We start from the raw sequence: 20,247 nt of genomic DNA on the forward strand, positions 1-20,247 counted from the left end.
ATGCTGCTAAAAGAATATCGCGATTATTTTAAAACCGAATTAGTATCGATTTACGACGAAAAGGAAATCGATAGTTTTTTTTATATCACGCTGGAAGCCTTTCACCAGATGAAACGCCTCGATCTGGCTTTGCAACCCGCCTTCGAACTGGATGGGATGCAGCTGTTGCAATGGGAAACCGTATTACATCAGTTAAAAGAACAAAGACCAATTCAGTATATTTTTGAAGAAACCGAATTTTTCGGATTGTCATTTTATGTTAATGAAAATGTTCTGATTCCACGGCCGGAAACGGAAGAGTTGGTTGAATGGATTTTGAATTCGGTATCCGGATGGTCCAGGGATCGGAAAATAAGAATATTGGATATCGGAACCGGAAGCGGTTGTATTGCGGTTTCACTGGCTAAAAATCTGCCGGAAGCCGAAGTGTATGCTATCGATGTTTCGGAAAAAGCACTGGAAGTTGCCCGGAGAAATGCCCGACAATTGGAAGCACCGGTAACTTTCTGGCATAAAGATATTCTGGAAACAACAATTCTACCGGAAATGTTCGATATTATTGTGTCGAATCCGCCGTATGTACGCAATCTGGAAAAACAGGAAATTTCGAAAAATGTATTGGAATTTGAACCACATCTCGCTTTGTTTGTGGACGATCACGATCCATTATTGTTTTACCGTAAAATAACCGAACTGGCGACAAAAAACCTGAATCACAACGGATTATTGTTTTTTGAAATCAACCAATATCTCGGGTCGGAAATGCAACATTTATTAGAGTCCAATTCGTTTTTACAAATTGAACTCCGCAAAGATATTTACGAAAACGATCGGATGACCAAAGCCGTTTGGGGTTCTTATTCGTAGCGCAAGGCTTCTACCGGATCCAGCTGAGACGCTTTGATGGCCGGATACAATCCGGAAACGATTGCGACAATAAAGGTTGTAGCAAAAGCAGCAAAAATAGCCATCCATGGAATGACAAAGCTAAACTTGATGGCGACCGATATCAGAAAACCAACGGAAATTCCGAGTAAGATACCAACCAGTCCACCCAATTGACCGATAACGAGTGTTTCGGTAAAAAACTGCCACGCAATCGTACTTTTTTTGGCACCGAGTGATTTACGAACTCCTATTTCACGGGTTCTTTCGGTAACCGATACCAACATGATGTTCATCAAAGCGATAGACGAACCAAAAATGGTAATCACACCAACACCCCATGCGATATAACCTAAGAATTGCGTATTGGATAATAAAGTATTGATCAAATCATCACTGCGTTCGATTCCAAAGTTGTTTTCCTCCACCGGGTTTTGTTTTCGGATTTTACGCATGGTAATAATCGCATCGTCCACAGCCTGATCAATCATTTCTTTCTGACCGATCATAACGCTTAGGTCGTAATTGATATTTGGCGTTGAAAAGATCGAACGGGCAATTTGGTTCGGAATCAGGACTCTTAAATCCTGACTGTTTCCAAAGGTGGATCCTTTTTCTTTTAATACGCCAATCACTTTAAAACGCGCGCCACGAATGGAAATTGTTTTATCGATCGCATTGGTGTCTTTAAAAAGTCCTTTTTCAAAATCGGAACCTAAAATGCAGACAAAATTGTTGTTTTTGATGTCAAAACCGGTAAAATTCCGTCCTTTTGTGGTTTCCAGTCCTTTGTTCGGTAGGAAGTTTTCATCGACGCCCACAATAGTGATTTCCGGATCGGTTTTTTGGGCTTCGTATTTTACTTCGGCTTTACTGGTTGCGGTAAACGAAAGCGAAGTGGTGGATAACGGATAATTGTATTTTTCCTGGAAAGCACGGGCTTCCGGATAACTGATGATCGGGTTGATTTTTCGGTTTGGATCGTTGTTGTTAATCTGCGAAGACATATCGTATTGACTGATCGAAAAGGTATTCGCACCCATTGACGCAAAATCTTTTGCAATTGTATTTTCGAGGGCCGAAACAACCGTTAGGATTCCCACCAAGGCGGTGATTCCGATTGCGATAATCATTACGGTAAGAATGGTACGCAACAACTGACTCTTGATGGCACCTAAGGCGATTTTTGTATTTTCTTTAAATAATCCGAACATCATGCTAATTTGTCACTAAAATACAGATTTTGTTACACACTATCCGTTAAAAAGTGTAGGAATACTATCCGGATCTGAAGTAAGCAGTAAAAGAGCCGGAAATGTGTCGCTTTTTTTTAAAAAGGGAACGGAGATCATTTGAAAAAGTAAGATATTTGCAAAACACGAAAACCGGAAAACATTTGCTGTCTTTCCGATGTTTTCCAATTCAAATTTCAATTCTATAATGGCACAGAAACCAAGTATACCGAAAGGAACCCGGGATTTTTCACCGTTAGAGGTGGCAAAGCGGAATTATATATTCAGCACCATCAAATCCAATTTTGAACGATTCGGATTCCAACCGATCGAAACACCTTCTTTTGAAAATTCCGAAACCCTTATGGGGAAATACGGCGAAGAAGGCGACCGTCTGATTTTTAAAATTCTAAATTCAGGTGATTTTCTGGCTAAGGCTAACGATGCTTTTCTGGAAACAAAAGACAGTTTAAAACTAACGGCTCAGATTTCGGAAAAAGCCCTGCGTTATGACTTGACGGTTCCGTTTGCGCGTTATGTGGTACAACATCAGAATGAAATTGAATTCCCGTTTAAACGCTATCAGATTCAGCCGGTTTGGCGTGCAGATAAACCTCAGAAAGGACGTTTCAGAGAGTTTTACCAATGCGATGCCGATGTGGTCGGATCAAATTCCTTATGGCAGGAAGTGGAACTGGTACAATTGTATGACAGTGTGTTTTCGGCTTTGGGATTGGATGGTGTAACAATCAAAATCAATAATCGTAAGATACTATCGGGTATTGCCGAGGTGATCGGAGCGAAAGACAAGCTAATCGATTTTACCGTTGCGTTGGATAAACTGGATAAAATCGGTGAAGATGGCGTGAAAAAGGAAATGTCCGAAAAAGGGATTTCCGAGGAGGCCATCGCAAAAGTACAGCCGCTGTTCCATTTTACCGGATCGATTTCCGAAAAGATCGAAAAATTATCCACGTTGTTAGCGAGTTCCGAAGAAGGAATAAAAGGAGTGGAAGAGCTGCGGTTTATTTGTGAAAATGTAACGGCTTTAGGTATGGATAAATCCGTGTTGGATTTGGATGTAACGCTGGCTCGTGGTTTAAATTATTATACCGGAGCTATTTTTGAAGTATCGGCGCCTAAAACCGTAAGTATGGGATCTATAGGCGGCGGTGGCCGTTATGACGATCTTACCGGTATCTTCGGATTGAAAAATATGAGTGGTGTTGGAATTTCTTTCGGATTGGATCGTATTTATCTGGTATTGGAAGAATTAAACCTGTTCCCGGAAACGGTTACGGCAACTTCGCGTGCTTTGTTCCTGAATTTTGGAGATGCGGAAGCCTTATATGCAATGCGTGCGATCGGGCAATTGCGTAAAGCGGGAATCAAAGTAGAGTTGTATCCAAGCAATGCGAAAATCGGTAAGCAGTTTCAGTATGCCGATAAACGCGGTATTCCATACGCTGTAATTGTTGGCGCGGAAGAAATTGCAAATAACGAGTTTGCGGTAAAAGATCTGGCTTCGGGCGAACAAAGTAAAGTAAGCCTTGAGGCGTTAAAAAATATGCTACAATAAATAAACACCTAAATAGACACCTGACAGGTTTTGGACACCTGTCAGGTGTGAAAAAATATCAAATAAAAAAGGCTGTCGTAGACAGCCTTTTTTATTTGAGTTATTTCCGGACTTGTTTTAGCATCCAGTCATAAACGGCATCTTTCCGGAATATATTTTCCACGTTACTGTGGTTTCCGCCCGGGATAATCGTAAAAGTAACATCGGCATCAGGTTTACAGGTTTTGATGGCTTTTACAATTTTTTTGGATTCCGATAACGGAACAATAAAATCTTTATTTCCATGCTGAATCCATAACGGGATCGTAGCCAGTTTACAGGCATCGTTTACATTCCCACCGCCACAAATAGCCACGGCAGCGGTAATTTTATCGGCATATTTTCCGGCAAAATGCATGGTTCCGTATCCGCCAAGACTCATTCCGCAGACATATATGCGCGACGGATCGGTGTTATAATTTTGTTGCACATATTCCAATACATTTAAAACTTTATCCGGATCCCAGGGACCGGAAGGCAATTGAGGTGCTACTACGATAGCTGGGATTTTTTTACCATTTTCGATGGCTTTTAATACGCCGTAACGCCGTACTCTTTCGAGATTGGTTCCTGAAAGACTTCGACCATGTAAAAAAATGATAATCGGTGCTTTTTGATCCAGGACTTCCTGTTCCGGCAGGTTGATATAAAACGGATAATCGGTTTTATCGGTAATGGCTTGTAATTGTGCCTGTGTCAGGGTAATGGAAAAAAGGCAAAAGAGGAGTATAAAACAGGTTTTCATGCGAATAGGGGGATTGGAGTGCAAAGGTACTTTATTAGAATTAAAAGTGCGATAAAAAAAGGCCTCAAATGCGAGGCCTTTCTATTATTTAATGATGGTTTTCTTACTGATGGAACCTTTATTGGTGTCGACTTTTATAATGTAAGTTCCGGTGCTGGCATTGCGTACCGGTAACAAAATTTCGGTCTGTTCCATGGTGTTGGTGCGCCATGAACCGATTTGTTGTCCTAAAATAGTATAAAGACTTACCTGTTCTACTACAGTATCGTTCAGGTCATTTTTAATACGAATCTGATTATTCCCCTGTAGATAGGTTACAGTAAGGTTTTCGAGTGTGTTATCGGTTACCGAAAGCTTCTTCATTTCAAAACACAGGGAGAAACGATTTTTATTTTCACCTGCGGGAACGGCTATTTCCAAGGCCGAATTATGAATATCATAGAAATGCCCGGTGCTGTTATCATGAATATAAATCGGTTGATCCGGGTTGAAATTTTCCAAAGCATCGATTTCGAATTTTACAATGCCCGGATTATCCGTTCTTACGTATAACGGGTAAATAGAACCGGGATTAAAATGACCCACACCCTGAATCACCAGTTTTTTGTCACCCAAAAGGAATAACATGTCCTGTGGTAAATCGTCGTCGATTACAACACCATCATAACCATAATCCCAACCATCGGAAGCCTGATTGCCCATAAAAGCCAATAGAATCTGACGGTGGTTACCGGTATTCGACGTAAAGCCTAAACGGATTTTACTGTTTGAAGTCACCGTTACCGGATCGTTGTCGTTATTGTTAAAATGATCTGAAGCCGGCATTGCCGCTACAGCGGTATTGGTGTTTCGGAACATTATGTTCGACGTGGCGGCATCTTCTTTTACGAAGGCACGTTGGTTGTTGTCGAATACAATGGTACCACCCAGTGTACTGGCATGTACAAAGAACCCTTGTCCCACCGGAATAAAACGTCCCGGTATACGGGAACTGGATCCCTGACCACTAATACCCGGAGGCGAAACCGGAGGTGTTCCGCCGGCAAGATTACGGGTAGCATAACCGCCCTGATATTGTTGCAAGATGTGGGTAGCATTGGTTGGATAATGTTCCCAGAAATAAACGGAACCGTTTGTTGCCGCTGCATTGTCTGCAATAAACAATTCGGCATCCAAAGCAGAAGCATATGGATTTCCGCTAAGATTAATATTGTTTGGTGTTACGGTATTGGTAATACGTCCGTTATAGGGTTTGCCTACAAAAACATAATTCTGAGTTGCTGCTCCGGCGCCGCTTCCTTTTAACGTAAACCCGCTGGCTGGCGATAGTATACCGGTTTCAAATATTTGTGTCCAGTTGGCATACAAATCGGAAAGGTTCTGGAATTTATAAATCCAGTATCGCGCCAGGCTGATTGGTGTTGTTGGCGACCCATCATAACCGTTTACCCAGTTGATGGCTGCCGGAGCTGCCGCATTGGTCCCGTCTCGTAGAATACCGTTTACCGTATAATTGTTGTTGTTGGTTGTCGCATTGATTGGTCCAACCGGCGACGACCAGTAGTTGTAATTGTATTTACTGGATTGTCCCTGTTGATCGCGTTCGATTGATCCGGAGCTGGTTGGATCCAGATCGGAATTATAGGTTTGTACCAATTGGGAACGGCCTTGTAGGTCAATTTTACCGTTTAATCGTAAAAAGTGGCTTACCTCGATTTTAGAATCGTTGGTTGCAAAAACAGTATTGGCGTTTACAAAGAAGCCTAGCATGGTTTTATTACCAGAGGATGTTACATCATGAGCTGTTCGCACAATATTCCAGTCAATGGATGTCGTACCATCTACGATTGATAAAGAATACGGTAAATCCTGAGTGGTACCATTTGTCCATATAGCGGTATTGCTCCACAAGCCCGTTGCATTACTGTCGTAAGGCATTGGTGCTGTTTGTGTATTGATATCAATCTTACTTGGATTCACAAGGTTTCCCCGGTTTTTATTTAAAGAATTGTCATTGATATGCGTTCCGATATAGGAATTCATCGAATAGTAGGCGGTTAAGCTGGCCCATGTTAGCGCACTGATATCATTTTTCGTCACGGTCGACGGCATGATTTTACCCAATGTATTGGCACCGGACCTTGAAATTTCCTGATTCATAATATAGCGGATTTCACTTATCGTAAGTCCGCGGTTCCAGATGCGTAGTTCGTCAAGATCACCTTTAAAAATATTGACAATACTGCTTTTGTTTCGGTATTCCGCACCAATAGTGAAAATACTGGTTGTAGCGGTAGGAGCTGCCATGACTCCGGCTCGATCCAATACTCCATCGATATAAATGCTTAAAGTACCGGCCGTATAAACGACAGCAATATTGTGCCAGATGTTATTGGGTAAAGTTGTATTCGATATTAAAGAAGCACCGTTCCATTCCATACGGATTTTGTTATCGTTTTGGATAACCAGTCGGTAACCGGTTGTTCCGTTGTGTTTGGAAACGATTGTTTTGTCGGATGTAGCATTGTTCGATCCGGTTGGACGCGCCCATCCCATGATGGTAAATGCTCCGGTAAGATCATTTTTATTGTCAACGCGAACGGCATCGTCCACGCCATCAATTGTAATATGACGCGATAATGTTACCTCGTGTGCCACACCGAAAGCGATGTATTTGGTTCCGTCGAAATCGTAGAAACACTCCTGATTGGTTCCATTGGTGTTTAGAAAAACCATATCGATACCGGTTGTAAAGGCCGCATCACTTGCGATGATCATCACATAAGCATCATTCCCGGAAAGTGCCGGTAAGCTGGCAAGATCGGTGGTTGCTAAGGATACTTTTACAGTGGCTACATCACCGCCGGTTTCCACGACTTTCCATCGTTTGTTGGTGATATCGGTTGTGGTTGTTACTGTAGAAGGGCCGAATGTATAGGTTAGCGGTGTAGTGCTGGTGGTCATGGCCAGACCATTGCTTCCCCAAACCAGGTGTTTTCGATCGGCATCAAACGTATTGGTATTGGCCGAGTTGGTCGTTAGGATATCGCCCAATCCCATGGTAATTACCGCACCAGAATTGATACTTTTGGATTGTTTTTGGTTGAGCTGTGCTGCATCGTCACGTCCGATTCCGGCAATATCATAGTTAAATCCGGTTGGCGCAATGTTCCAGATTGTGGTTCCGGCAGAGTTTACATAATTCTGACTCACACCGTTTGTTCCCAGGGTAATTCCATATTTTATAGCCAGATAGGATTCGATACGGTTACGCTCGGTCGCATCGTTTTTTCGTGCCGAATAGGAGATTACCTCAGCGATACGACCACCAAAACTACCGTCAAAAACCTGACTTCTTCCCAGCCAGTAACGACGGTTTTGTAAGGTAATCCATTTTGGGACCCCTACTTCGGTATTCGAAATACTCAAAGCATTACTGTATAATTCCTGTTTGGTTGCGGTACTGTTGTGACGGCTGTTGATGATATTCACACCGGAATAGGTACCGTTAAGCTGAGCCAGTCCGTATCCTCTTTCGTTGACATCGGTGGGGGTTGGTTCCGGTGTGCTTCCGATACAATAACTTACGACCTCGTTGTCGAAACGGATGGAATATTTTCCAAAACCAATTCCGGTACCATCTTTTTCGTAAGGATTTGTAGCTGAAGACTGCGCGCAAAATAAATCGACACTGGGTGAATTGGCATCAAGAATGGCCGGATTGTCATTAATAACCACAATAAACAGGTCATGGGAATAAAAACCGGAAGTACTCTGCATTTCGGCTCTGTTCGAAAGATAGGTATAGTTGGAAGCTGAAGTGGCAGGAGTATTTCCAAATTCTACTACCGGATTGAAATTAATGTTTTTGGTTGCATTGTTACGGTAAACCGGACGTACGGTTAGTGCGGCATTAGAGGCATCGATTACTTTGGCATCGTTACCTTTACCGCGATCGGTCCAGATATTAACATTGGCACCATCGGTTCCTACGGTCGATCCATTGACCTGATCGGCCCGTAACCAGGTTTCCAGATTGGCGGTAATTCCGCCCGGACCGGTAGCAATAGTATTGTTAATAGTCCCGGTGATGGTTACATAATCAATAAAGAATTGCCGGGAAGTACTACCGGTAGTCGTTACAAACCGAAACTGACTTGTTGCCGAAAAAGTTGATGAGGTCGAAAAAATGGTTCCGAATAGGGCATGATAATTGGTGTTGTCATTAATGTCCCGAACATTGGTACCACCTCTTTCGACTACTCTCACATCGGTCCAGGCTGCAGTGGCATTGTCGCGGTATTGCAGCGTTATTTTATCTGCGCTATTAAGGTTATTTCCTCGGACAAAGAAACTGACATCTATTTTGTTGTAACCACTGGTACTAATAACCGGAGAGGTAATAGAACTCCCGTTAACCGGGATTTGTGCTTTATAAGTTCCCCGGTAGGCATTAGTAGTCGTTAGGGTTGCTCCGGAGAGCGTCCAGGTAGAAGTTACTTCGAAATTCTCCTGATGGAGTTGCGTGGTTTGTCCCGATAAAAATTTAGGTAAAAGGCTTATTACCAATATCAGTAATTGCCTCGTAATAGATTTTGTTGATCTCATAGGGGTAAGTAGTTTTGTTCATAAGTTTAGATAATTGGGGCTTTAGTTTTGGTTGTTTACAGGCGCCCTTTTGAGAGCGCCATGTTGTTAAAGTACTTTTTTGAAAATTGTCTGGTTGGAAGTGGTAATCACTTTAACCAATAAAACGGTTTCGCTGGTAAATAGGTTGGTTGTAAAAGTCGCCGTACCAATTTTCGGTGACTGATAAATCAGTCTTCCTAATAAATCATATACCGATACCGTGCTTAAATCTTCTTTAGCCGATTGTACCGTTATGGCATTGTTGTTTTTGTAGATGCTGATATGGGCATTATCGGCATCGAAATCCGGGTTGTTTAACATTGTATTTTTGAAAACCAATTCAAAACGGTTGTTCGAGACACCTTCTTCGGCTGAAAAGCTATAATTGTTCAGCTTCAGATCGTGTACGATATTCAACAGCTTGTCTTTTACAAAAATAGTTTGCGAGCCGTTAAATAATCCGTCGAAATGATCAATAGAAAAAGTATAGGTTCCGGAAGCAGGTAGGTTAATTCCTAACGGAACACTGTCGTTGTCGTCAAACGGAACCGGACGGCCCTGGATGGCATAGGCGTCGTTTCCGATTGTACTGTATAAAGCGGCACCACTGGCGCCAAAATCTTTCGCATCGATACCATAATCGGCTTCAAAAGTCGCTCCGGTCATATAACCGACCAAAATCTGACTAAAGGCATCGGAATTACCACTTAAATTTAACCAGATACGGTGTTTTTCAACAGCATCGTGCTCCACCATTGCGAGTGTGTTGTTGCTTTTAAAGAATTGATTTGCATTATTGATCAACCTCATGTTGTTACGGAAAGAAACGCTTCCGTTGGTTACGGCATTCACCAGGAATCCTTGTCCGACCTGAATGATCCCATTTGGAACAGCACCACCGGCCTGAGCCGCAGTTCCGCCCAATTTGGTGTATTTTGCATAATTGTTTAACGGATATAAACCAGTCGATGGGTTGGAAGGTGTCGCATGTGTCCAGAAATATAAACTTCCGTCGATAGAGGTGTTCACTGTTCCGGTACCGCTAATGTTCGCAATGATGAAATCAATCGCGTTAATTGTTGATGGATACGGATTTCCAACCAGATTGTATCCGGTAGTTGCACCGCGTTGTACGGCGATATTGATATTTCCATTGTTTAAAACGCCTGTGAAATGACCCGGATATACGGTTGGAGTAGTAGTACTCCAGGTATTCGGTGTACGGATAAGATAACCTTTGGCCGCAGTAAAGGAATTGGTACTCGGGTTAATGGTCTCATACGCTCCGATTGGTCCGTTTAACGGATTGTAAATGTAAAAACGATTGGTTAGGGTTTGCGGTGAAAAAGCCAGCAAATTCTGAGCCGCCACCGGAGAAGCCCAATTGGTAAAGTCCAAACGAACCATAGGTGAACTGTTTCGGTAGACATTACTCGTACCCGTATTGGTCGCATTTTCGACCTGTACCAGATTGGCATTGTTTTGAATGATTAAATTAGCACCCGGAGCCACGGCAACTTCACGGTTGATGATGAAGTTATGTCCGGACTGAATGGTCACGACAGCCGTACCATTAATGGTAAGTGAACAGGCTTCCAGATTAGCTGTTGAGGTAAAGTTCCCGTTAATGATAGCGTGTACGTCATTATTCGGTGCACTATTACTCCAGCTACTGCCATTCCAGGTAGTGGACGTAGCGCAAGGAACGCCTTGTATGGTAAAGTTGGTGTTTGGCGTTACATAGTTGTTACAAGTATTGATCACACTTACAGTTGCAGTTCCGTCATTGGCAATATCCGCTGCGGTAATGGTAGTTGATAATTGTGTCGCACTGATAAAGGTTGTGGCTTTGTTGACACCGTTCCATCGGATGATCGATTCCCCGCTCACAAAACCGCTTCCGTTTACAGTTAGCGTAAAATTGGCGCCACCTTCCAAAGCGGTATCCGGTGTTAGGGTTGTGATAGCTGGATCCGGTTTTACAGTTACTTGTACTTGTTTTCGGGCACTTTTTAGCGGAGCGAATTTCCAGTTAAAAAATTGGAAGAACGTTCCGGTTCCGCTATTACTTTTAATACTCACGGTATTGTTTGTCATCGGATAGGTAATACCAGACGTAGCCACGAAAAGGCTAAAATTATTGATTTCACGGGAAACCAGTCGTAGGTTGTTTTGTGCCGGTAAATAGAAATCCAAATCGATATCCTGTGGTCCGCTGGCTGTAATACGGATTACTTTCGATTCCAGCATCGCACCGGAATTATCCTGTAATTCAACTAATATTTCACCAGTAGCATTGGGACGGATTGTTACCGACTGTAATTTCGTTGGCGTTGTACAATCGAATACCAGATATCTGTTGGCTACCGCTGCTTTACCCGTTGCAGCACCCGATGGTGCAGCTGGGCCTACATTGGCTAGTGCTACTTCACGTTCTACATAATACGAACGCGTAGTGTTTAGTGCAGGTGTGGTATAAGAAGTTCCTGTCGCAAGCGCGGTTGTACTGGTTGCGGTATCGTACCAACGAATCGTACCACTATCGGCAGTAGACAAGCTGGCGGTTTTTCCTTTACAGATCGTAGGACTGGCAACGGTTGGTTCGGCGGTAGTAGCGACCATCTGTACATTTAAAACCGTAGTCGCATTGTTGGCAACGGTTGCCGCTATCGTCTGCGAAACATAACCCGGTGCTTCAAATGTAATAGAATAATTTCCGGCGATTAGTAATTTGTAGTAGTCACCGTGAAGGGAACCGGTTTTAACCCAGGCCCCTTTTAAATCGTAACCCGGAATATAAACTTTTGCATTGATCGGATTGCCGGAAGCATCGGTTACTTTACCCTGTAGTCCATAATTGGCCTGTTTAATGTGATCTAAAAAAGCCTGTTTGTTATAATTCCAGAAATTAGGAAGCTCAGAAGCGGCCGGGAATTTCGTAGTCGAAATCTCGATCGTCACCTCTTTATTGTGCATATAATAGTTGTTGTAATCCTGACGGCCACCGCTCACAGTATACCATAGCGAACCATTGGTGGTTCCGGGATACTGACCGGCAAATACGTCGTCCATATAGCCATTGTTATTACTGGCGGTCTGGCAGGATTGCGCATAATTTTTAGCGATAAACTTAAAATAATTATCGTGAGGATGCAGATGGTTTGGCGAAGCGTAGGCATCCCAAGGATAATTCACCACCTCAACACCACCGTGGAAATTGGCGGCCATCACAAAATTTCTCGTTTTCTCAAAAGCAAGGAAAGCCAGAGTTTCCGGCTGATAAGCATAAGTGTCCGGATGTAATCCATTTAATGGGTCCGGATAATTTCGGTTTAAATCCCTACCGTTTGCATTGGCTCGGGTAGCGGCGTTCCCGGTTGAATTCATCACATCGTTCCCGGCGGTTTTAAAAGAGCCATCCGGATTGGAAAGCGGACTGATATAAATTTCAGTAGTATTGACCAAATTGGTTACTTCCGGATCGGTTCCGTAACGGGTAACCAGATAATCGATCAGACGCATCATCAATGGAAAACCAGTGATTTCGTCACCATGCATGGACGAAGAATAGAAAAATTCCGGTTCGGCCTCATCGGTCTGACAATTGTCAGATATTTTTAAAATCCACAGATTACGGCCATTAGGAGTGCTACCAATGTTTTCCAGCTTACATAAATTGGGATATGTATCAGCATAATACTGCATTTTTGCGACATACTGAGAATAGGTTGGATAGGCATCCCAGGTAGTATCCCATTGTGCATTGGGAGCCATAGCACTTTTGCTGGCTTCAGCACTTGGGATTTCATTGTCTTCAGTACTAACCTGAAACGGAATATTGTATTTCAGGAATTTTTCAAAATCAAGTTTATCGGCATAAGCCTCAGCTTTCAGATCGTCTTGATTGACCCTTTTGTGACTTAACGACAAAAAAGAAGCCAGCTTTTTAAACTGCTGTTGGTTGGCAGCCTGAAAAGTGAAAATAACTTCTCCTTTGGTTTTTAAATAATGTTGTGCTTTGGCAAGATTTGTTTCTGTTTGGGCAAATACATTAGTTAAGGAGGATAGTAGAAATAAAATAATTAATGTAGTTTTTTTCATATAATTATGCTTTTGGGTTTTCAAAAATAATGAAAAAAAATTAACATAAATTTATATGTAAGTATTGTATATTAAATAAAAAAATACAGATAGTTATGTTATTTTAAATAAATGATGCTTTGTTGTTATCAAAAGGTTATTTTAAGATTCAACAGTATGTATAGTGAAAACAACAAATTGTAACAATGTGTTATTACAAAATGTGATATATTTTTATAAAAATACAAATTTGTTTGATGAAGTGTGCTATGTCTGAGTGTTAAATAGTAACTATTACGGTAAAATGAGAATAAGAAATAGTATGATAATCGGGTTTATTTAACCCGTTCGATTTTGATTCCTTTTAAATTTTTTACATAACGTCTTCCGGTGGCGAAATCGGTCGGTGTAAGAATTACGATGCCCTCTTTTTGAGATGAAGTGGGAATGCCGTTAACTTCGGTTACAACTAAGGTATGTTCTCCGGTAGGACTGTTAAAAAGTTCATTCCAGGAAAAAACGACTTTGTATCCATCGGACGCAATACAAACAATGTAGTATTCACTTAGTGCTTTTGGGGATGGAGTATCAAATGCTGCGTCGCTTAATAGTTCTTTAAGAAGTACACCTTTGCAGTTTCTTAGCGTGCTTTTGTATTGAAGTATATGATTCAGTATTTGAAGGCTGTCTAATGAATGCATAGTATAGGTTTTAAGATGCTCGTAAGTCACAATAACGGGTTTGGTAGTTGGTGTTTCCAGAGTAATGCTGTTGGAATTCTGAGCGATACCGCTAAATCCGAGAAGAAGGAGTAATAGTAGTAGTTTTTTCATTTTTATGCGGTTGTGAATAATAATTTGTAGGAAGCCATTACCAATACTATGGCAAGCAGATATTTTAATGTGTCCTGATTGAATTTTCGGGCACCTAGATAGGCACCCAACATTCCTCCGGCAAAAGCAATAATGATATAAAAAGCCATACCGGAAGTAATAGATAGCCCCTGAGTTAGCATTCCGGCGAGTCCGGCGAGGGAATTTACAAATATAAAAGCAGCACTAATGGCTGCGGTTTGTTTTTGGTTGGTCCACTGTAATAACAGTAAAATAGGAGACAGGATAATTCCACCGCCAATGCCAATCATTCCGGAAAACAAGCCAATACTACCTCCGGTTGCCATGGCTAAAGTCAGATTACAGGGTTTTAAATTTGTGTGGGGAATGTTTTTAAAAAAGAAAAAACGTAGTATTGGAAATAGTAATAAAAAGCCGAGGATGCGTTTATAGATTGTGGCTTCTATATTGATCATCCCGCCAATAAAAGCCATAGGGATAGAAGTGCTGGCAATGGGAAGAAATATTTTTTTTAGAAAATAACCGCGGTTGTAATATTGAATAAAAGAGGTTAGCGAAACAAAGAGGTTCAAAATAAGCGCGGTTGGTTTCATTTCTGCCGGAGTAATGCCATATAACGCCATTAACGCGAGATAGCCACTGGCGCCGCCATGCCCAACCGATGCATATAAAAAGGCAACGAGGAATAGAATAAGATAAAAAACTTCCTGCGGCATGACTGGATTTTAAACGAGTCTGCTAAATTTAATGCTTATTAAAGGCAGGGAAGTAAGAGTGGTTTAAATTGAGCGTAATCTGACCGTAAATGTCTTTTTATGTCCGAATCAAATCTAGTCCCTTTATACTTACCATAGATTGTAAGCTTGCGTTTTTCTAATCAATACGAATGGAAAAAGGAATATAAGGCAAACCATACCAAATCAATATCTCTGGTTTATCAAGTTGTTTTTCGATAACTTCTTTTGTTATTCCATTGCCACAAACGTTAACTTCATGAAGCTTCGGTAGTTTGTTCAAGATGCTGAAATCGGAGATTTCGTTGTCATAGAGGTTTAAACGTTCCAGATTCTTTAGATTTTTCAAACCTTCGATATTTTTAATTTGATTCTCTGACAAATTGAGTATTTTTAAATTGGTAAGCTTGTCCAGCTTGGGTAAAATGGAAATGCCCCGATAACAAAGATCCAGTTCTTCAAGGCTAGGCAGGTTTTCAAAAGCGACGATGTTATCAACATCATAACATTCACATACCAAGACTTTTAATTTTTCTAATCCGCTAATGTCTATTCTTTGTTCTTCCTCTGTGTTGCTTAATTGTAGTTTTTCGAGGTTGGGGAAGTTTTTCAGTGAGGTTACTTCAGAGTCTTCGTCTATTCTTATATCAAGTACTTTAACCTGTTCTAATCGGGGTAATTTATTGATAACGGCACCTCCCTCTATGGATAATTTTTCCAGTAAAGGCAAAGCGTTTAAATTTTCGACATCACCATCCGATTCTATAGAGAGTGTTTTTAAGGATTTTAGATGACCGATTCCTCTAAAAGGTATTTGATCATAGGATTGCAGGCTTAATTTTTCCATGTTTTTTAGCTGCTGTACGTCCAGAATTGCGGTTTCTAAAATTACCGGCGTTTGTTCGTCAATATAGAGATTAAGTTCTTTAAGGAATTTAATTGATAAGATATCCTGAGCAAGTTCAAGAGAATTTACCCAGATGTCAAGTTTTTCCAATGCTGTAAAGTGCTTTAAAACATCGATGTTTTCAATTAGTTCAAAAATATCCGAATCGTTAATAGTAAGCTTTTTTAAATGCGCTTTTAAGGGTAACAGTTTTTTGAAGTCAACAGGTCCGCTGTCAGATGTATTGGTTGTGAATTTTAGGTTTTCTAATGCTGTAAAATACTGAAAAGCTTCCTGATTTTTAATTGCTGTTGTTTTAAAGACAATCTGTTGGATTTGGGGTGCAATTAATGAATAATCATCCAGATCTATAGTGCATTTATCAAATGATAATTTATTTAGTCTGGAAAAGTGTTGTAAGTTATGGATATTGATCAGGTTGTAGCCTTCTATCGTCAAACTTCGTGTGTAGGAAGCAATCGATGCTAGAAATTCGGTGTTAAAATCGGGTAATGGAGAAACCTTGTCCCAGGTATAAATTCTTGGTTGAATGATGCATTCGGTTAATTCAAATTGTTTTGCATTATCCGGGATGTTGCGATCATTTACGTGTATATTAGGGTGTGAATAAAGTTTTTTTAAATCGGTGAACTGACAAATACTTTTTAAACTCTCTATTTCGCAATTGTTCAAACGTAAAACGGCTAAACCGTCCGAAATAGGGGCAAAGAAATCGAAATCCTTCAATTTCATATTTTTAAAATCTAAATGCGTGAATTTTCCTTTAGATTCTCGTTGGTATTGGATGTCGTTTGCCGATGCAATAAAATCAGTGTCATCGATGTTTAGGCTATATAATCGAGGGAAAAGATTTAATTCGTGAATATTGCTAACGGTACATTTGGTAAACGTGACATACTCAAGATGTTTGGAAATCGGTAGGAAAAAACCAGGATGGGGAATGCTCATGTTTTTCAAATACAAATGTTGAAAATTACGATGCGCCGTCTTGGCCTTTGGTACGTCGGGATCAAAAGTTCCTTCGTTAGTCAGAGTAACGCTGTCCATATATAAGTTGTCCGCAAAATCAGTATAAAGGAAAGGAGAAATGTTTTCCAGTGTACAATGATTGATATATACATTTTCTACGGAATAAAATACGGATGTGAGTGCCTTTAAGCTGTCAAATGCTATATCGGTAAGCTTGAGTGATTTTAGGTGATGATCGGGCTTATGATGGATTTTAGAATCAATGGAAATGGAACACTTTTCGAGTGTAAGATAACTTAACTTTATTTGATGTAATTCCCGGGCATTGGCAATCGAGCATTCTGATAAAGTCAGGTCGTAAAGTGTTTCGAAAACAGGTTCGAGAGCAGCGAAATTTTCAAAGTGTAGCTTTGTAAGATGTAAATCGGTCAATTTCTCGTATTGAACAGCGTCCTTTGTATAGCTGGAAGTGGCATAAGTGTTTCCGCTCATTTCGGCTCCTTTTTCCAATTGCTCCAATTTGATGTTAAGAGCGTTCTCCAGTCTGCTGATAATTTTAATACTACTATCCATCTTTTTAAATCAAGGCTTAATGATAATTTCGCTAAAAGTAACTAAATATAGAGTAATAGCAAGTTTTAATTCACGCAAAAGGGAAAAAAGAATATTAAGAATTTACACCGTTAAAATAATTTAGAAATGCTCTTGAAAAATGGTAACGGAAAAGAATAAAACCGGCATTGTAAATTGTAGGAGACGAATAGTATGATTTGATTTTCAAATCGTATGCGGTAGTGTATGCGTTTTTAATGGCATCGGGATTTTATTCCAAATAAAAAGAGCTCACAGTATCACTGTAAGCTCTTTTACTTTTTGTAGTCCGTAGGGGAATCGAACCCCTGTTACCAGGATGAAAACCTGGCGTCCTAACCCCTAGACGAACGGACCGCAATCTCAATAAAAACAGTATTAACGACTTAATACTTTTCGTAGCGAAGACGGGAGTTGAACCCGTGACCTCAGGGTTATGAATCCTGCGCTCTAACCAACTGAGCTACCTCGCCATTTTTGTTAGTGTTACATCCTTGAATGCGGGTGCAAATATAAGACTAAATTTGAACCTTCCAAACATATTTTGAAAAAAAATATTTTTTTTGAAATTCTTTTTTTTTGTATGTATTATTCTATATATTTCCGGAAAATTTTAATATATGGAAGGTAAAATAAAATATGAATTGGAGTTCCCGATAATGTCTTCTCCTCAATTATTGTATCAATATATTTCAACACCTTCCGGTTTATCAGAGTGGTTTGCAGATAATGTGAATTCAAGAGGCGAATTTTTTACATTTATTTGGGACGATTCTGAAGAAAAAGCACGACTGGCTTCTAAAAAGTCAGGCGAAAAAGTAAAGTTCCGTTGGGTGGACGATAATGACAAGGATAGTGAATACTATTTTGAATTGCGAATACTGGAAGATGAAATTACCAAAGATGTTTCGTTAATGGTCGTGGATTTTGCCGAACATGGCGATTTGCACGAAGCCAAACTGTTATGGGAAAATCAGATTTCCGATCTGAAACATGTGATCGGTTCCGCGTAGTTTTTTAAGATATATAAAGTATATTTGCCCTGAAATAAAAATCAGGGCTTTTTTATGGTTAATTATAACGGTGCGATAGTTGAAAATTCCGAAGTACTCATCGAAGGGAACAGAGGATTTCTATATGGAGATGCTATTTTTGAAACGCTAAAAGTATTGGATGGTAAGATCTTGTTTTTGGAAGATCATTATTTCCGATTGATGGCTTCTACGCGAATTGTACGGATGGATCTTCCGATGAATTTTACGATGGAATATTTCGAAGAGCAGGTAAAAACACTATTGCAGTCAAAAGAAGCTGCTGCGGCCTACCGTGTGCGATTTACAGTTTTCAGACAAAACGGAGGGTTTTATTTGCCAAAAACAAACGAAACAGCCTTTCTGGTTACCGCCGAACCATTGGGAAATCCGATGTATGCTATTGCAAACAATACCTATGAAGTGGAATTGTTTAAAGATTTTTATGTCACCAAACAATTGTTGTCTACGCTAAAAAGTACCAATAAAATGGTGCAGATTACCGGCAGTATCTTTGCCGATGAGAACGGTTATGACAATTGTTTGCTGTTAAATGACGAAAAAAATGTAGTGGAGGCTTTGCAGTCCAATCTTTTTATGGTATTAAACGGAAAATTAATTACGCCGCCGGTAACAGACGGATGTTTAAATGGAATCATGCGGAAGCAAATCCTGGCATTAGCCCGTAAAATGGAAGGTATTGAAGTGGTGGAGGAATCCGTTTCGCCGTTCGAGCTGCAAAAAGCAGACGAAATTTTCCTGACAAACGTTATCAAAGGAATTCAGCCGGTTACAAAATACCGTAAAAAAGAGTATAAAACCGATTTGGCAACAGAGCTGCTTAAAAAATTAAATGCCCAGATCCGATTGGGTTAGTTTAATACCGGATTTTCCGGAGCATTCGACCAAATCAGGTAATCGCCACCCTGTTCCATAATTTTTTCTTTCCAGAAATGAGCGGTCGGCTTGCCGATGATTTTGTTTTTATAGCTGTTTTCGCTAACAATCCACGCGTTATCTTCTAGTTCATCTTCCAGTTGATGACTGTTCCATCCGGTATATCCCAAAAAGAAACGGATGTTGTTTTTCTTGATTTTTCCTTCGTTAATCAGTTCTTTGGTTAATTCGAAGTCGCCACCCCAATAAATTCCATTGGAGATTTCGATACTGTTGGTGATCAGTTCCGGGACATTGTGGATAAAATAGAGGTTATCCTGTTCTACCGGTCCGCCGTTGTAAATTTTAAAATTGGCATTGATTTCCGGGATGAGGTCGTGGATCGTATAGCCTAAGGGTTTATTTAGGATAAATCCTACCGATCCTTCGCTGTTGTGATCGGCCAATAGAATAACGGATCTGTTAAAAGACAAATCTCCAATTATCGAAGGTTCTGCAATGAGCAGGTTTCCTTTTTGAGGCTTAATTGAAATCATTTTAGCGATAGTTTAAAATTAAATTTAACAAAAAAAAGGCAATTCTACCAAAAAAAAACGTTGAAGGAATAAAAAAAACCTCTCAAAGAGAGGTTTTCTATTTTTTTTTAAATGTATTTTATTTATTTACAGAACCTTCCAGTTCAGCACCCGCTTTAAATTTTACAACATTTTTAGCGGCAATTTTGATAGTTTTTCCTGTTTGAGGATTTCTTCCTTCTCTTGCAGCTCTCTTAGAAACTGACCAAGAACCAAAACCTACTAAAGATACTCTTCCACCTTTAGCTAAAGTTCCTTCAACATTGTTTAAAAAAGATTCCAAAGCTAATTTGGCGGCTGCTTTAGTGATACCTGCATCAGCAGCAATTGCATCGATTAATTCTGATTTGTTCATAATTCTAGTTATTAATTGTTTGGTTAAAATTAATTAAATGTCTTACAAATTTATGCGGATTTACCAATTACGCAAGTATTTTCGATCTTTTTGCATGAAAATGTTGATAACTAAAGCTGTTTGTTAATAAACTTAGTTGCTTTTT

General features: G+C 40.3%; 13 protein-coding genes and 2 tRNA genes. 4 read left to right on the forward strand and 11 right to left on the reverse strand.

Annotation, left to right across the window (positions count from 1 at the left end; all coding sequences use genetic code 11):
• Positions 1-867, forward strand: coding sequence for a peptide chain release factor N(5)-glutamine methyltransferase (gene prmC / locus E6C50_RS06240; protein ID WP_136402348.1), 867 nt, complete (start codon positions 1-3; stop codon positions 865-867).
• Here the strand turns inward: prmC and E6C50_RS06245 are convergent.
• Positions 858-2,099 (reverse strand): ABC transporter permease, encoded by a 1,242-nt coding sequence (locus tag E6C50_RS06245; protein ID WP_136402914.1) that lies wholly within the window; start codon positions 2,097-2,099, stop codon positions 858-860. The genes prmC and E6C50_RS06245 overlap by 10 nt on opposite strands.
• Positions 2,100-2,325: 226 nt before the next feature.
• Between E6C50_RS06245 and hisS the strand changes: the two genes are divergently transcribed.
• Positions 2,326-3,696 carry a histidine--tRNA ligase gene (hisS, locus tag E6C50_RS06250; protein WP_136402349.1) on the forward strand — a complete coding sequence of 457 codons (1,371 nt, stop codon included), beginning with the start codon at positions 2,326-2,328 and terminating at the stop codon, positions 3,694-3,696.
• A 100-nt stretch (positions 3,697-3,796) separates the two neighbouring features.
• On the opposite strand, the gene E6C50_RS06255 is transcribed toward hisS, so the two are convergent.
• The 8 genes from E6C50_RS06255 to E6C50_RS06290 all read right to left on the reverse strand — a co-directional run bounded on the left by E6C50_RS06255 (position 3,797) and on the right by E6C50_RS06290 (position 17,717).
• The gene (locus E6C50_RS06255) at positions 3,797-4,480 is read right to left on the reverse strand and encodes a carboxylesterase family protein (RefSeq protein WP_136402350.1); all 684 of its coding nucleotides are present in this window, start codon (positions 4,478-4,480) and stop codon (positions 3,797-3,799) included.
• Between the two features lie 84 nt (positions 4,481-4,564).
• Positions 4,565-9,088 carry a LamG-like jellyroll fold domain-containing protein gene (locus E6C50_RS06260; protein WP_136402351.1) on the reverse strand — a complete coding sequence of 1,508 codons (4,524 nt, stop codon included), beginning with the start codon at positions 9,086-9,088 and terminating at the stop codon, positions 4,565-4,567.
• An 87-nt stretch (positions 9,089-9,175) separates the two neighbouring features.
• A complete protein-coding gene (locus tag E6C50_RS06265) occupies positions 9,176-13,210 on the reverse strand; it encodes a M14 family zinc carboxypeptidase (RefSeq protein ID WP_136402352.1) in 4,035 nt (1,344 codons plus the stop codon).
• Positions 13,211-13,524: 314 nt separating this feature from the next.
• Positions 13,525-14,022: a molybdopterin-binding protein gene (locus E6C50_RS06270; protein WP_136402353.1), complete on the reverse strand. Its 498-nt coding sequence runs from the start codon at positions 14,020-14,022 to the stop codon at positions 13,525-13,527.
• A gap of 2 nt (positions 14,023-14,024) precedes the next feature.
• Positions 14,025-14,759 carry a sulfite exporter TauE/SafE family protein gene (locus E6C50_RS06275; RefSeq protein ID WP_136402354.1) on the reverse strand — a complete coding sequence of 245 codons (735 nt, stop codon included), beginning with the start codon at positions 14,757-14,759 and terminating at the stop codon, positions 14,025-14,027.
• A gap of 157 nt (positions 14,760-14,916) precedes the next feature.
• Positions 14,917-17,226 carry a leucine-rich repeat domain-containing protein gene (locus E6C50_RS06280; RefSeq protein WP_136402355.1) on the reverse strand — a complete coding sequence of 770 codons (2,310 nt, stop codon included), beginning with the start codon at positions 17,224-17,226 and terminating at the stop codon, positions 14,917-14,919.
• Positions 17,227-17,529: 303 nt separating this feature from the next.
• A tRNA-Glu gene (locus tag E6C50_RS06285) sits at positions 17,530-17,601 on the reverse strand.
• A gap of 42 nt (positions 17,602-17,643) precedes the next feature.
• A tRNA-Met gene (locus tag E6C50_RS06290) sits at positions 17,644-17,717 on the reverse strand.
• Between the two features lie 147 nt (positions 17,718-17,864).
• Between E6C50_RS06290 and E6C50_RS06295 the strand changes: the two genes are divergently transcribed.
• A complete protein-coding gene (locus tag E6C50_RS06295; protein ID WP_136402356.1) occupies positions 17,865-18,257 on the forward strand; it encodes an START-like domain-containing protein in 393 nt (130 codons plus the stop codon).
• 54 nt (positions 18,258-18,311) lie between these two features.
• A complete protein-coding gene (locus E6C50_RS06300; protein WP_136402357.1) occupies positions 18,312-19,151 on the forward strand; it encodes an aminotransferase class IV in 840 nt (279 codons plus the stop codon).
• Here the strand turns inward: E6C50_RS06300 and E6C50_RS06305 are convergent.
• Together E6C50_RS06305 and E6C50_RS06310 are read right to left on the reverse strand one after the other, a co-directional pair.
• Positions 19,148-19,708 carry a YqgE/AlgH family protein gene (locus tag E6C50_RS06305; protein ID WP_136402358.1) on the reverse strand — a complete coding sequence of 187 codons (561 nt, stop codon included), beginning with the start codon at positions 19,706-19,708 and terminating at the stop codon, positions 19,148-19,150. The genes E6C50_RS06300 and E6C50_RS06305 overlap by 4 nt on opposite strands.
• 118 nt (positions 19,709-19,826) lie before the next feature.
• The gene (locus E6C50_RS06310) at positions 19,827-20,102 is read right to left on the reverse strand and encodes an HU family DNA-binding protein (protein WP_136402359.1); all 276 of its coding nucleotides are present in this window, start codon (positions 20,100-20,102) and stop codon (positions 19,827-19,829) included.
• Positions 20,103-20,247 lie beyond the last annotated feature (145 nt).

The organism is Flavobacterium supellecticarium (genome assembly GCF_004801375.1).
In the GTDB taxonomy this organism is placed as follows: Bacteria; Bacteroidota; Bacteroidia; order Flavobacteriales; family Flavobacteriaceae; genus Flavobacterium; species Flavobacterium supellecticarium.

Excerpts from the sequence above, each read along its gene's own strand:
- E6C50_RS06280 (WP_136402355.1), bottom strand. The coding sequence starts at position 17,226 with ATGGATAGTAGTATTAAAATTATCAGCAGACTGGAGAACGCTCTTAAC.
- E6C50_RS06270 (WP_136402353.1), bottom strand. The coding sequence starts at position 14,022 with ATGAAAAAACTACTACTATTACTCCTTCTTCTCGGATTTAGCGGTATC.
- E6C50_RS06265 (WP_136402352.1), bottom strand. The coding sequence starts at position 13,210 with ATGAAAAAAACTACATTAATTATTTTATTTCTACTATCCTCCTTAACT.
- E6C50_RS06305 (WP_136402358.1), bottom strand. The coding sequence starts at position 19,708 with ATGATTTCAATTAAGCCTCAAAAAGGAAACCTGCTCATTGCAGAACCT.
- E6C50_RS06310 (WP_136402359.1), bottom strand. The coding sequence starts at position 20,102 with ATGAACAAATCAGAATTAATCGATGCAATTGCTGCTGATGCAGGTATC.
- prmC (WP_136402348.1), top strand. The coding sequence starts at position 1 with ATGCTGCTAAAAGAATATCGCGATTATTTTAAAACCGAATTAGTATCG.
- E6C50_RS06245 (WP_136402914.1), bottom strand. The coding sequence starts at position 2,099 with ATGTTCGGATTATTTAAAGAAAATACAAAAATCGCCTTAGGTGCCATC.
- hisS (WP_136402349.1), top strand. The coding sequence starts at position 2,326 with ATGGCACAGAAACCAAGTATACCGAAAGGAACCCGGGATTTTTCACCG.
- E6C50_RS06255 (WP_136402350.1), bottom strand. The coding sequence starts at position 4,480 with ATGAAAACCTGTTTTATACTCCTCTTTTGCCTTTTTTCCATTACCCTG.
- E6C50_RS06300 (WP_136402357.1), top strand. The coding sequence starts at position 18,312 with ATGGTTAATTATAACGGTGCGATAGTTGAAAATTCCGAAGTACTCATC.
- E6C50_RS06275 (WP_136402354.1), bottom strand. The coding sequence starts at position 14,759 with ATGCCGCAGGAAGTTTTTTATCTTATTCTATTCCTCGTTGCCTTTTTA.
- E6C50_RS06260 (WP_136402351.1), bottom strand. The coding sequence starts at position 9,088 with ATGAGATCAACAAAATCTATTACGAGGCAATTACTGATATTGGTAATA.
- E6C50_RS06295 (WP_136402356.1), top strand. The coding sequence starts at position 17,865 with ATGGAAGGTAAAATAAAATATGAATTGGAGTTCCCGATAATGTCTTCT.